General features: G+C 64.6%; 13 protein-coding genes. 10 read left to right on the forward strand and 3 right to left on the reverse strand.

Annotated elements, in window-relative coordinates; all coding sequences use genetic code 11:
- Positions 1-79: 79 nt before the first annotated feature.
- Complete coding sequence (locus CH286_RS00005; RefSeq protein ID WP_094607993.1) at positions 80-376, forward strand: acyl-CoA carboxylase epsilon subunit; 297 nt, start codon at positions 80-82, stop codon at positions 374-376.
- Between the two features lie 32 nt (positions 377-408).
- Complete coding sequence (locus tag CH286_RS00010; protein WP_032404819.1) at positions 409-1041, forward strand: Maf family protein; 633 nt, start codon at positions 409-411, stop codon at positions 1039-1041.
- 11 nt (positions 1042-1052) lie between these two features.
- On the opposite strand, the gene CH286_RS00015 is transcribed toward CH286_RS00010, so the two are convergent.
- Together CH286_RS00015 and CH286_RS00020 are read right to left on the reverse strand one after the other, a co-directional pair.
- Complete coding sequence (locus tag CH286_RS00015) at positions 1053-1496, reverse strand: flavodoxin domain-containing protein (protein WP_032376881.1); 444 nt, start codon at positions 1494-1496, stop codon at positions 1053-1055.
- 114 nt (positions 1497-1610) lie between these two features.
- Entirely contained in the window at positions 1611-2978 is a 1368-nt protein-coding gene (locus tag CH286_RS00020; RefSeq protein WP_094607994.1) for a hypothetical protein, read from the reverse strand.
- 141 nt (positions 2979-3119) lie between these two features.
- Between CH286_RS00020 and CH286_RS00025 the strand changes: the two genes are divergently transcribed.
- Positions 3120-4397, forward strand: coding sequence for a glycosyltransferase (locus CH286_RS00025; RefSeq protein ID WP_094607995.1), 1278 nt, complete (start codon positions 3120-3122; stop codon positions 4395-4397).
- 5 nt (positions 4398-4402) lie between these two features.
- On the opposite strand, the gene CH286_RS00030 is transcribed toward CH286_RS00025, so the two are convergent.
- Positions 4403-5563: a hypothetical protein gene (locus CH286_RS00030; RefSeq protein WP_141215756.1), complete on the reverse strand. Its 1161-nt coding sequence runs from the start codon at positions 5561-5563 to the stop codon at positions 4403-4405.
- A gap of 742 nt (positions 5564-6305) precedes the next feature.
- On the opposite strand from CH286_RS00030, the gene CH286_RS00035 reads away from it, so the two are divergent.
- The 7 genes from CH286_RS00035 to CH286_RS00065 form a co-directional block, all read left to right on the forward strand.
- Complete coding sequence (locus tag CH286_RS00035; RefSeq protein WP_032404105.1) at positions 6306-7754, forward strand: condensation domain-containing protein; 1449 nt, start codon at positions 6306-6308, stop codon at positions 7752-7754.
- A 46-nt stretch (positions 7755-7800) separates the two neighbouring features.
- Positions 7801-9258: a condensation domain-containing protein gene (locus tag CH286_RS00040; protein WP_094607998.1), complete on the forward strand. Its 1458-nt coding sequence runs from the start codon at positions 7801-7803 to the stop codon at positions 9256-9258.
- Positions 9236-10609, forward strand: a complete 1374-nt coding sequence (locus CH286_RS00045; protein ID WP_176458084.1) for a condensation domain-containing protein — start codon at positions 9236-9238, stop codon at positions 10607-10609. The genes CH286_RS00040 and CH286_RS00045 overlap by 23 nt, the downstream gene beginning before the upstream one ends.
- A gap of 122 nt (positions 10610-10731) precedes the next feature.
- On the forward strand, positions 10732-11628 hold the full coding sequence (locus CH286_RS00050) for a sulfurtransferase (protein WP_032376875.1): 897 nt from the start codon (positions 10732-10734) through the stop codon (positions 11626-11628).
- On the forward strand, positions 11625-12038 hold the full coding sequence (locus tag CH286_RS00055) for a SufE family protein (RefSeq protein ID WP_037155814.1): 414 nt from the start codon (positions 11625-11627) through the stop codon (positions 12036-12038). Before CH286_RS00050 ends, CH286_RS00055 begins: the two co-directional genes overlap by 4 nt.
- 122 nt (positions 12039-12160) lie before the next feature.
- Complete coding sequence (locus CH286_RS00060) at positions 12161-13630, forward strand: condensation domain-containing protein (RefSeq protein WP_032404816.1); 1470 nt, start codon at positions 12161-12163, stop codon at positions 13628-13630.
- 110 nt (positions 13631-13740) lie between these two features.
- On the forward strand, positions 13741-13861 hold a 121-nt coding region (locus CH286_RS00065), incomplete at its 3' end, for a biotin carboxylase N-terminal domain-containing protein (protein ID WP_141215757.1).

Genomic DNA, 13861 nt, shown 5'->3' on the forward strand with positions numbered 1-13861 from the left:
GTCAGATCGTGACCGCGCTGCGTCTGCTCGAACGCAAACAAGTCACCCTGCCGCCGAAGAAGCACGGAAACATCCCACTATGAGCGGCGAAGCGAATCATGACGCAACGAGCGCGAATGATGACGCAACGAGCGGCGAGGTCGTGGTGGCGGAGGATGCCTCCGCCACGTCTCCGGAAGTTCGCGTGGTGAAGGGCAATCCGAGCGACGAGGAACTCGCCGCGCTGGTGGCTGTTCTGACGGCTGCCCAGGGTGGACCTGCATCGGTGGGCGACTCTCGGCCTCTGGAGCTGTGGGGATCACCGACGCTCCTTCACCGAGGTTTCGCGCCTCAGTCGGCGTACTCGTACGCAGCCTCGGGTCGCTACTCGCGGTGACTGTGCCACCCGCGGAGGACGATCGGCGTCCGATACGTCTGGTCCTGGCGTCGGCTTCCCCTGCCCGCCTGTCGGTGCTGCGCGGAGCCGGCGTCGAACCGATCGTCCAGGTATCGGGTGTGGACGAGGATGCGCTCGCCGAGGCTCTCGGGCCCTCTGCGTCTCCGGAAACAGTGGTGACCGAGTTGGCCAGAGCCAAGGCAGCCGCAGTGGCCGAGACATTCACGGACTCGACAGACGATCTGGTGATCGTGGGCTGCGATTCGATGCTGTCGATCGGCGGCGAGCTACACGGTAAGCCGCATTCGGTGGAGGTGGCGCGGGAACGATGGCAATCGATGGCGGGGAACAGCGGTGAGCTGCTGACCGGCCATGCGGTGCTTCGAGTGACGGCCGGCGTAGTCGTGGCGCAGGCTGCAGCGCATAGTTCGACCGTCGTGCATTTCGCGACGCCGTCGTCGGTGGACCTCGAGGCCTACCTCGCGTCCGGTGAGCCGCTTCTGGTTGCTGGGGCCTTCACGCTGGACGGGCTCGGCGGTTGGTTCGTGGACCGCATCGAGGGCGACCCGTCCTCCGTGATCGGGATAGGCCTACCGCTGGTGCGAACCCTGTTGAACCGGGTGGGGACGTCCTTGGCCGAGCTGTGGGGTCGAGCCTCGTCCTAGCCGTGTCGGTGTCAGGGCAGCAGGTCGATCAGTTCGCGAGCCCACTCCTCGGCCATGGTCTTGGGCTTGATGTTGGACGAGCTGTCGTGCCGAGCGTGGCTGCCGATCTGCTTTCCACCGAGTTCGGTGAGCTTCTCTGCAATGATCTCACCGCCGCGGTTGAACGTGTCCTCGTAGACCCGGTCGCCCAGCCCGAACACTGCGAACTGAAGCCCCGCGAGGTCCGGAGCATCTTCGACGAGTGCATCGAAGAACGGCTCTGCACCGGTGGGGAGCTCGCCGTCGCCGTAGGTGGAGCAGATGATCACGTGGACGTCGTCCGTGTCGATGTCCGACACCTCGTACTCGAGCATGTCGCGTACCTCGGCGTCATGATCGCTCAGAACGTCCGCAATCTTGTCGGCGACCTCCTCGGCCGTACCGGTCTCGGACCCGAACAACACGACCACTGCCATGGATCGCTCCCCTTTCTCACACCTGCTCGAACACTCGAACAGTCGGCAAGCATAGCGGCATCGGGGATCCGGTCGAAAATCCGTGTGCCCCCACATTTGTGATGTGTCTCGAGGTCACCAGAATTCGGGCGTCAGACCCCAACTGTCGTATTCCGCCTCGACGAGCCCACGCAGGTGTTCCTTGCTGGGGAATCTGTCCGGATCGAGCCCGGTCACGCACAGAGTCGCGCGGTCGCCCGATTCGTTCCACCACGCACTGACGCCGCCTCCGGTGCGCCGGAGCAGCGCCACATCCGTGTTCTGTGTGATCGACCTCATTGCCACCGCGGTGGCGTCGACTCCCCCGATGGTGCGCAGCGCGACGCCTCGGCTGCCGAGATTCGAGCACAGACACAGCGGTGCCGATCCCGATGCGGCAAGTTTGGCCACGACCGCGTCGGGCAGCAGTTGCATCAGGGGCTTGAGCAGCTCGAAGGTCGTCGTGACAGTTCGGTCGGCCTGGGCCCGGAATGCCTGTTTGCTCGATGCGCGAATCGGCCCGAGATCGTCGCGGTACGCCCCTCCCGCGTCGACATGGATCGAGACGCCCGATGTGGCGTTGGCTCGCCGATCTCCCGCCCTCCTGGTGCTGACCGGGAGAGCGACGCGAACCCGCTCCTCCGTGGTGATTCGTCCACTGCGGGTCAAGATGCCGAGTACTACAGCAACCAGCAGACTGTTGGAGCTGCCACCTTTGCTCGCTGCGGCAGCAGACCAGTCCGCGGACATGCAGTCGACGACAACGGTGCTCGGCACCCACGCGCCCTCCGCAGGTGCCACCCTCACGCGCGGGCGGTCCGTGGAGGCAGAGTCGGTCGATGCCGAGCCGGAGCCCGTGGTCCGTGCTCGCACCGCCTCGAACGCGGCACCGCCGAGAGCTCGTGCCGCACCCGAGAGCGCCGCACCGATCCGTCCGACACCGTCGACGATGTCGGCACCGGAGCGAGCCGACACGGAGTCGGAATCGTCGAGTCCGACTCGCTCGAAATCGTCGGGAACCGCACGTCCGGACAGCGCGGACGCGGCGGCCGAAGTCAGAGCACCTCCGTCGCCGACGACGTGGGAGCCCACCAACGACACGATCGTGCCGCCACCTTCGACCGCTGTGGCGGACAACCGCCACGCCGGTCCCTCGATCGGGTCCAACCTCACGGCGGCCTCGTCCTCGATCCACCGGTCGACTGCCGCACGGTCGATCGGTGATGCGACGACGATGGGATCGGCAGGTCTGCGGGCCGCGGTCCAACTGTCACGCGCTCCCGGGACTCGTGCCCGCCGAACGGATCGATCGATAGGGCCGGCGGCGAGCAGGTGCCACATCGCTTCGAGTGCGTCGACCGAGACCGGGCGGTCGAATCGCCAGACGATCTGGTTGACCACGGGTACCCCGAGAACGCATTCCATGCGGAGGAAGAGGTCGTCGTCGTACGTCAGTCGTTCCACCACGAGAGCCTATCGCTGTGGGCGTACGCACGCAGGTGGGCCGCAATTGTGTTTCCCGCCATATGTTTTCCGTATCGAATCGAAGCAGACGGTACTGATAGGTTGTCTCCGATCCGAAGTCGACGTGCTGCGAAGGACCGTATGAAGTTCGTGATGCCCTTCAACGGGAGCCGCGGTGACGTGACACCCGGTGTGGCGCTCGGTGTGGAACTTGCGCATCGCGGGCACGAAGTGGTGCTCGGCGCACCCCCCAATCTGCTGGACTTCGCGCGCTCGAATACGGCTGGGTCCGAACGTGTGCACGTGGTCTCGTTCGGCCCGGACACCCATCGCCTGTTGGAGTCGGAGCTCATTCGGGTGCGAATCAAGTCGTCGAACCCACGGACCCGAATGACGGCACTGGCCGAGTTGGCCAATCACGGTTGGGACCAGATGACGGCCGAGCTCGCACAGATGGCGGAGGGCAGCGACGCGATCGTCACCGGCTCACTGGGGCAGGAAATGGCCTTCAACATGGCAGAGGCGACCGGCAATGCCTTTGTGGCTCTGCACTATTGCCCGCTCCGACGTAACGGAGTGGTCCCGGTGATTCCGGGGGTCACCCTGCCGCCCACTGTCAACCGATCGATGTGGGCGCTGGCCGAGGCGCTGCGGTGGAAGTCGATGAAGACTCGCGAGAACACCCAGAGAATAAACCTGGGATTGGCAACCACCCGCGATTCGTTACCCAGACGATCCGAGCGGTACGGCGGCGTCGAGATTCAGGCGTACGAGTCGGCACTCTTTCCCGGGCTGGCCGAGCAGTGGGGGCCACTGCGTCCGTTCGTCGGATTTCTCGGGCTGAGCACCGGGCGGCAGGAGACCGATCCCGCACTCGAGCGATGGCTGCAAGCGGGTCCCGCGCCGGTGTACTTCGGATTCGGCAGCATGCCGGTTCCCGACCCCGCAGCACTGTTGCGCATGATCGACAACGTGACCGGACAGCTGGGTCTGCGGGCCTTGATCTGTGCCGGCTGGAGCGATCTCACCGGTGCCGAATCGATTGCGGCTCGGGCGAATCCGAACATCATGATCGTCGAATCGGTCGATCATGCGAGCGTGTTTCCGCGGTGTCGTGCAGCCGTTCACCATGGTGGCGCAGGCACGACGGCCGCGAGCGCGCGCGCAGGCCTGCCGACGCTCGTGTGCTGGTTCAGCGCCGACCAGCCGTTCTGGGGAGCTGCGCTTCGCCGAATCGGGGCCGGGGCCAGTACGAAGTTCTCGACGTTGTCCGAACCCGTTCTGCTACAAAGAATTACCGACATCACCACCGATGCGGCCAGGAATGCGGCACGGGAGCTCGCAGATACCGTGGCACCGACCGAAGCAGCCGTGGCGGCCGCGGCCGACATCGCCGAGGCCACTGCGCGCGATCACTGACGCACTCACCAGAAGTGCGCGGACAATCCCCATCGAGTCAACGCATCGGCCACGTGGTCGGTCAGCGCTCGGTCATCGGGGAATCGATCCGGGTCCATGGCGTGAACGGTCAGGGTGACGGTGGCGTCCGTCTCGCACACCCAGGCCGTGAGTCCACCGTCCAGCGATCGAGCGAACTCCGCGTCGGCACCGAAGAAAGTCGCTCTGCCGGACACCGCACGAGCACGAACACCTGCCACCGTGCTGAAGTCGTCGGGCAACACACCCAGGTTGGACGCCAACCCTTCGGCACCGTCCCGAGGCTGCGGAACGCGCGCAACCACGGCGTCGGGCAGCATCTGAACGAGAGCCTGCGAGATTCCGGCAGGAGCCTGACCGGCCGCCTGCGTCGCGGCGAACGCGGTGAACGCCGTTTTGCTGATCGACCGGATGCGCGACAGGTCGAGAGCGGTGGCGTCGGTGACAGGGACCTCGATCTTGACGATCTTGGTTGCGTTGGAACGGATATCGTCGGCGGCGCGATCGCTGACGGGAAGTGACCACTGCACGGTGTCTCCGACCGAGGCGCGTCCGGCGTTCCCGGACGCGGCCGTCAGAACCGCAATGAACAGCGAGTTCGACGTGCCGCCCCATCTTTTTGCCACCGCATTCCACGTCGCGGCGTCCACCTCGGCAACCACGTGAGGCGATGTCCACGCCGAGTCCGCGGCCGGCTCGGTCGCAACTTCGGAGCGCCTCGGTCTCACCCGGGGGGATGCCGGTGCCGGAACGGATCGGGTGGGGATCGGTAGGGCTGATACCGCGGAGTTCAGCAGCCAGCCGGCGGCGGACCGAAGTTGCTCCACCGCGTCCTTCACGTCCGCGCCGATCGCTGCCAGTCCGCGCTCGGGTGGAGCCAGCTGCGGGTGCTCGCCCCGGACGTTCGCGGAACGGGAATTTGCAGACCGGAACGCGGCGACCAATGCACCGCCGTCGGCGACCATGTGCGAGGCAGTCAACGACAGAACCGTCCCACCCTTCGCAAGCGGGGCAGCCGCCAGCCGCCAGCCGAGGCCTGTCTCGGGGTCGATATCCGAACCGAGGCGGCCGTCTGCCCAAGCCAGCACCTCCGTCGACTCGATGGACTCGGGATGAAAATCGAGTGCGTGAGAAACAGAGGAGTTCACCCAACGTTCACGAGCAGTGGGCACCGAAGGCGTACACACGCGACGCGCAAGCAAACCGTCGGACAGGTTGTCGCGTAGTTTTTCCAGGTCTTCCCGCCGGACCGATTCGTCGAACCACCAAAGAAACTGGTTATAGACGGGATATCCGATGCCGTGGTGCATTCGCAAGAATAGGTGATCGGCAAATCCAATTCGAGTCACGCGCCGAACCTACTACATCCACGCATCGAAGTAGCGGTGTGAATTCGCCCGCGAAATGCATTCGCATTCGGCAATGGATCCGTCGACAATCGCCGCGCTGTGTCTCGCGCCATGTTCGCGCTCTGAGGTGGCGCGGGTCGCGTGTCACCCGGAAATCAATACCGATCGGGCGGTTATTGTGACTCGTCATCATGGCGAAGTGCAAATACAGTGAATAGGTCGTACGATACGACAACCGAGCACAACCACCGCAGGTGAGCGACGACCGGCGGTCAAGAGCTTCGGTAGTGAGAAGTATTACTTCTACGCGTCGCGAAATAGTTCCACGTAGCCCCTATCGTGACTTCTTGACTCACTTCGGATCGACAGCAATGACGTTGTTCTTTCAATGCGGAAAGCAGCAATCCGATAAACGACGAGTCGAATACACGGTCACACGACACCTTGCTTTACATACTCGGCTCGACCGTAATCGAAGCCTTGCTGATACCGAACTGACGCCGAACACCGCTGGCCGGGCCCGGAATGGAAGAGGACTCACATGGAATACACCGAACTCGCCGACTACCCGCTTCCCGCCGGACGACTGACCGAGTGGGTCCCACGCGTCGACGACGATCGTTGGGCACCGGATTCCCGTGGGCTGTCGTTCACTCATCAAGACCATTGCGAGCGCAGCGCACCGGGATCGTGGATCGGGACCGTGTTCGAGATTCATCGCCGCTACGACGTCGAAGCAGTGCGAGCGACCATCGTTGCGTACATGGGACGACACGAGGCCTTCCGGACCAAGGTCAGTCGTGACGAGGAGTCCGGATCGTGGCAGCGCTACACCGCGCCGACGGATGCTGTGCGGGTCATCGATCGAGCGCACACCGAGCCACGAACCGAAACACAGGTCTTCAGCCATCTGCACTCCTGGTTCGGCGAGACGGTATCGCCGACGGCATGGCCGCACTTCGTACTGGCGACGATCGAACCCGACGATGCTTCGCGTGCTCTCTCGAACGGGCCCGGGGAGTCGTTCCTGCTCGCATTTGCTGCGGACCACTCGGTGATGGATGCCTACAGCCAGATCTACGCCATCAACGAGATCGACCGGCTGTACGCGCAGGCGCTGGAGGGCACCGATCCGGAACTGCCCGAGGTGGGCAGTTATGTGGACTTCAGTCAGTCCGAGCGCGAGCTGGGCGACAGCCTGACCAGGGACCACAGTGCCGTCCGCACGTGGCAGGACTTCCTGGCCGTGGAAAACGGACGCTTTCCAGGCTTCCCGCTTCCCGTGGCGGTCGAACGGGCGTCCACGACCGACGGTCCTGCCGCTCAGAGCAGCATCTCTTCGTGGCTGCTGACCGCGGATCAGTCGGACGCCGTGAATGCCGCGTGCCGCGCCGCCGGGTACAACATGCAGGCCGGGATACTCGCGGCCCTGGCGTTGACGAACGCGCGCCTGTCCGGCCGCACGTCGCTGCGCACCGTGATGCCGATGCACACGCGAGACGAGCAGAAATGGGCGGCGTCGGTCGGCTGGTACGTCGGGATCCTGCCGATGGAGATCCAACTCGACAGCGCGCGCACCTTCGGCGAGGCGCTCGAGGCCGCGGCAGCGGCGGGCTCGGCGAACAAGGGGCTCGCACGCATGCCTTACTCCAAGATCGCCCAGATTCTCGAGTCGACGGAGATCCCCCGATTCGTCGTCTCGTACATCGACCTGAGGTTTCTTCCGGACGCTGCCCAGTGGCAGGCTCGCAAGGGTCGCGCCTTGCGGAGCAACTGCCACGCGGACGACGAGGTCTACTTCTGGGTCAACCGGACGCTCGAAGGACTGAACATCTCGGCGCGGTTCCCCAGCTCGGATGTTGCGTCCACCAATGTTCATCGCTTCATCACCGAGTTCGTGGCGGTATTGACTGCGGTGATCGATTCCGACGCCGGTACCGATACGGTGCTCACGTCGGTCTCGCAGTCGGTGACCGTCGCCGCGGAGTGAGACACTCGACCGGCCCGCGGCTCGTATCGCAAAGGACGAAGCAACGATGATCATCACCGCCATGGGCAGCTGGAATCCTGCGCCGGGCCGTCTGCTCGAGTGGCATCCGACACCGGCTGCCCAGGCGAGAGCCGCAACGGCACCGGTCGATGCGACTCCGCCCTCGTTCCTGCAGGAAGACCATCTGAAGGCGGCATGGGCAGCGCGGCAGCGCAGTGATGTTCATACCGCGTACACCGGGGTGGCCACCGAGATCGACGGCGACGTGGACACCGCTGCGATGAGCCGAGCCCTTGCGACCTACGTTCTGCGGCACGAGGGCCTTCGCTGCTGGTTCGAGGTGGAGAGCACCGGTGTCGTACGCCACCTCGCGGAACCCGAGGTCGCCGAATTCGAGGTCCTGGACGCCGGCGAGTCGACGGACGACGATGAGTTCCAACGCTATGTGCGGCAGCGCTTCGGGGCCGAGGCAACTGCAGATGTCTGGCCCGGATTCGTCCTCGGCGTCGTGTCGAGGCCGGGGAGCTTCACCTTGTACTACGGCGCGGACCACGCGTTCACCGATGGCGGTTCGCAGGCGTTGGTCATCAGCGAACTCGCCGATCTGTACGCGCTCGAGATCGGCGACCCGGCACCGAAGCCGGCAGACGCAGGCAGCCACCTCGCCTACGCAGCAGAGGAGCGAGCGCGAGCCGCGACATACGGGCCCGACTCCCCCGAAATCTCCGCCTGGCGAGATATTTTCACCCGGCACGACGGCTTGATGCCACGATTCCCACTCGATCTGGGACTCGCGCCAGGGGAACGAGCCCCGGTCCGTATCGTCGAACGCCATCTGTTGGACGCAGGCGCGACGGCGGCGTTCGACGCCGCATGCAAGTCCGCTGGGGCCCGGATGAGCAGCGGCATATTCGCCGCCGTCGCGATCACCGATTTCGAGCTGGCAGGCACTGCAGAGTATTTCGGGATCACCGTGCTGAGTACCCGCCACCACGGCGACTACGGACAGTCTCAGGGTTGGTTCGTCAATTTCGCGCCGGTCGCGTTCGAGGTGGCGGGCAACGGAAAATTCTCCGATGTCGCGCCACTGGCTCACTCGGGTTTCGAGCAGGCCAAGCAGATCGCGGAGGCACCCGTGCACGCCGTACTGGGTGCACTCGCCGCAGACGGGACCTTGGGCAGCGAGCTCGCCGTCAGCCCGAACATGCTCTCCTACATCGACTTTCGCTGGTTTCCTGGAGTCGGACGGGACGCGGACACGCGAGCGAAGCATTTCACCGGAGAAGGCTCCACATCGAACGCATCGATGTGGATCAACCGAGACGAAGAGCACCTGTACCTGGTAGCGCAGACCCCCGATACCGATACCGCTGCCGCATCGGTACAGCGTTATCACTCGCATTTGGCGAACGTGCTCGAAACCATTGCACGCGAAGGTGATTACACGCTCTCGCTCGACCATCTCGTTCAGGAGCCGGCCGGTGCAGGTCACCTCGATCACTGAGTACGCCCCTCGGGCAGGTGCCCTGGTCGAATTCTCTGCACACGTCGTCGGCGATCCGGAGCCGTCGTCGATTCCGCCGTCGTTCAACCAGCGGTTTCACCTGGGCGACCTCGGCGAGGCCGAACGCGTGTGGATCGCCGGAGCGTTCGACGTGCCGGGCAGCCTCGATGTCGCGGCACTCGGGTGGGCCTTCGGGTACCTGATCGACCGACACGACACGCTGCGCAGCTCCTTCGTTTCCACGACAACAGGTATCGAACGGATGCTCTACGCGCCGGGTGCGATCGAGATGGAACTCACCGCCCGATCCGCCTTCCACTCGACACCCACGCTCCGAGACCACCTCCGGACCTCACTCGAACTGCACTGCGATGCAAGGCGATTCCCGTCGTACACCTGTTTCGGAATCGATCGACCCGACACCTCCACGGTGTTGTGCGCATTCGACCACGTCAACGTCGACGCCATGTCGATAGCGGTCGTCGTCGACGAGATCCACGCCCTGTACGACGCCTACCGCCGCTGCCCCTCCAACCCGAAGGTCGATCTACCTCCCGTCGGTGGTTTCGTCGAGTACTGCCGCATCGAAGCCACCGAGCCACTCGTGAACCCCGCGGACGAACGCATGGCGGCGTGGTCGAACTTTCTCCTCGAGTGCGGCGGCACAACGCCGAGGTTCCCGTTCGATCTCGGAGTGGCAGAGGGTGAAACAGCCGTGCAGGCCACGACGGTGAACACACTGCTCGACGCCTCACGGACTCTCGACTTCGAGCACCTCTGCGCCCGATCCGGTGCCGGAATGTTCGCAGGAGTCGTCGCGGCGATCGCGCAGGCCGTTGTCTGCATCGGCGGGCCGGATCAGGTGCCGTTCCTGTTCCCCCTGCACACCCGACACCGTCCGCAGTTCTCACGTGCACTCGGGTGGTTCACCACCAACGCACCGATGACCGTGCCCGTCCGAGCCGACCTGCCCGACACGATCCGCGCCGCTCACAGCGCGTTTCGCTCGGCTCTCCCGCTCAGTACCGTTCCGATCCCGCAGGTCCTGGCCAACCTCGGGGACGCATTCTCGCTGACGCGGCAGGACGTGTTCATGGTGTCGTACATCGACTACACCAGAGCCGAGGGACACGAACGGTTCGACGAGTCCAATGCACATCACATCAGCAACGCGACCGTGTCCGACGATGCCCAGTTCTGGATCTCCCGCACACGATCGGGTCTGGCATTGCGATCGCGCTTCCCCGATACCGCAGTGGCACGCGCGGTGATGACCGCGTTCGTCGACGAACTCGCCACTCTGATGCGTGCGTGCACGGCGAACGCAGACATCGGTGCGCTGACGACCTGACCGCACTCCGATCCGCAGGCTCCACTGGCACCTCTCGGCGGTGATACCGCATAGGATCGATGGTGCAGACCGCTCACCCCCGGGCGGGCCGCCAGACGAATATCTTCCGTAGGAGCCGATACGTGCCTGTACCAACCGATTCCAACGCAACGTACGCCGACTATGCGCATCCGGATCGACTCGTATCGAACGAATGGCTCTCCGCTCATCTCGGTACCCCGGGCCTTCGCGTCGTCGAATCCGACGAGGACGTGTTGCTCTACGACGTCGGCCACATCCCCGGTGCGGTCAAGATCGACTGGCATCTGGACCTCAACGACCCGGTCACCCGCGACTACATCGACGGCGAGCAGTTCTCGAAACTGATGAGCCGCAAGGGCATTTCGCGAGACGACACCATTGTCGTCTACGGCGACAAGAGCAACTGGTGGGCCGCCTACGCGCTGTGGGTGTTCACGCTGTTCGGTCACCAGGACGTGCGTTTGCTCGACGGTGGGCGCGACGCCTGGCTGTCCGAGAACCGTGACACCACTCTCGACGTGCCCGAGTACCCGGCAACGGACTACCCCGTGATCGAACGCAACGACGCGCCCATTCGCGCGTTCGCGTCCGACGTGCTCGGCTCACTCGGTACCGTTCCGCTGATCGACGTGCGCTCCCCCGCCGAGTACACCGGCGAACGCACCCACATGCCCGATTACCCGGAAGAAGGTGCACTGCGCGGCGGTCACATTCCCACCGCCGTCAGCATTCCCTGGGCCAAGGCGGCCGCACCGGATGGACGCTTCCGCTCCCGCAAGGAATTGGACGAGATCTACGCCGGTACCTCCGCAACCGACGACGTGATCGCGTACTGCCGCATCGGTGAGAGGTCGAGCCACACCTGGTTCGTTCTGACCCATCTGCTGGGTTACGACTCGGTCCGCAACTACGACGGCTCGTGGACCGAATGGGGCAACGCCGTTCGAGTTCCGATCGCAAAGGGCGAGGAGCCCGGATCGGCACCGGCCACTCGATGAGCGCGCTTCCGGAATCACTCGCCGAGATAGTCGAGGACTTCGCCGCAGTGGAGGGACAGGACAAACTACAGCTGCTGCTGGAGTTCAGTCGAGAACTTCCTCCCCTGCCGGAGCACCTGGCTCAGGATGCGATGGAGCCGGTGCCGGAGTGCCAGTCGCCGCTGTTCCTGTCGGTCGATGCCGGCGACCCGACCCGGATTCGTCTGTACTTCAGCGCCCCGCCCGAAGCCCCGACCACCCGCGGCTTCGCCTCGATCCTCGCTCAGGGACTCGACGGTCTCAGCGCGCAGCAGATTCTCGATGTACCGGACGACTTCTACTCGGCTCTCGGCCTGAGTGACGCGGTCAGCCCGTTGCGCCTGCGCGGGATGTCAGCGATGTTGGCTCGAATCAAGCGGCACCTGCGCTGACTGCGCACGTCGCTGTCGTCTTGATCGATACATCACGTGATCGGTAGACTCGTTGTACGAGCGTCGATGCTCTATTCACCCTCACCCCTGATGTGGTCGAACGAAGGCTGGTTGCTGCCGACATGGAGTTCACGGAGTTAGCGGACTACGCGGTTCCCGCAGGCACGCTCACCGAGTGGATACCCAGCGTCGGCCCGCAGGCCCGCACTCCTGAGGCCGCAGGGTGGCGTCCGGACACTCGACCGACGTCCTACGTCCACGAGGCGCACCTTCGTACGAGTCTGAGCAGCCCCCGTCGCGGAAGAGAATCGTGGCTCGGTGCGGCCTTCGAGGTCGCAGGCCCACTGAACAAGCCGGCATTCCGACAAGCGGTTCTCAACTGGATCGACCGGCACGAAGCCATGCGGTCGAGTGCGTCGATCGACGAGACGACGGGCGAGATGTCGCGGGTGACCGCCGCCGAGGGAGCCATCGACATCTGGCAGGTGGAGCAGGAGCGGTGCAGCCAGTCGAGTGAGGTCTTCGAGCACCTGCAATATCTGTTCGACGAGTTCACCTCACCGCTGATCTGGCCCGCGTATGCCTTCGTCACTCTCGAACCGCTCGACGACACGCGTCCGATCACCGTGTTCTTCGCGGCCGATCATTCGATCATCGACGGTCTGTCCACGGTCCTGGTCGCGCACGAGATCGCTGCCCTGTACGGAGAGGCACTGGGTGGCCCGGCTGCCGCTCTGTTCGAGGCCGGCAGTTACCTCGATTTCGGTTCCTCCGAACGTGAGCGTCACGCCGAACTCGAGCATTCTCACGATGCGGTGAGAATGTGGCGCGACTTCCTGGTCGACGGCGATGGCGAATTACCTGCGTTTCCGCTCGACATCGGCGATCCGAGCCCGGAGGACGTGCCGCAAGGCGGTCTGTCGGCGTGGGTGCTCGACGCCGAGCAGGCCGACTCGTTCTCGACGGCCTGCCGTAAGACAGGACACAGCCTGTTCGCCGGACTGCTCGCGGTCCTGGCCATCACCGGTGCCGAGCTGGGCGGCGGTACTCGCTTCCGCACGGTTACTCCGGTGCACACCCGCGACGAACCTCAGTGGGCATCCGCGCTGGGATGGTTCGTCGGACTGTGCCCCATCTCCTTCGACATCGACGGTGACGATTCGTTCGGTTCGGTGATCGCAGCCGCCTCGGCGGAGGTGAAAAAGACCAAACCGATCGCCCGCGTTCCTCTCGATCGGGTGTTCACCACTCTCGGATACTCCGCCCGCCCACGTTTCGTCGTCTCGTTCATGGACGTGCGGTTTGCGCCTGCCGCCGAGCACTGGCCGGACTGGAATGCCCGTGCGCTGCGCAGCAAGCAGTACCAACACGACGTGTACGTGTGGATCAACCGCACGCCGCAGGGGATCAACATCGCCGCTCGGTACCCCAACACCGAACAGGCGACGGCACGGGTTCACGAGTACGTCGGCGCACTGCGCAGGCTGCTGACCGAAGTTGCGGACACCGGTACCGCACGAATCCAGGGCACCGCCCCCGAGCCGTTCCATGACGGCAACATCGACAGCGGTCGGATCGCTACCAGTCAGTAGCCCCTGTCCACTCGGCGTGGCGATGCAGTCCGATTGCAGCGACGACGGGGCCGGTGCTTAGACTCCGACGTGACGTTCGCAACGAAAAAAATACATCCGTAGGAGGCTCAGTGCCCAGCCATGCCAGTGCTCAGATCACCAAGGTTCTTGTTGCCAATCGTGGTGAGATCGCGGTGCGGGTGATCCGGGCGGCTGCTGATGCCGGGTTGGCCAGTGTCGCTGTCTACGCCG

The sequence above is a fragment of the Rhodococcus sp. WWJCD1 genome (assembly GCF_002258735.1).
Taxonomy (GTDB): Bacteria; Actinomycetota; Actinomycetes; order Mycobacteriales; family Mycobacteriaceae; genus Rhodococcoides.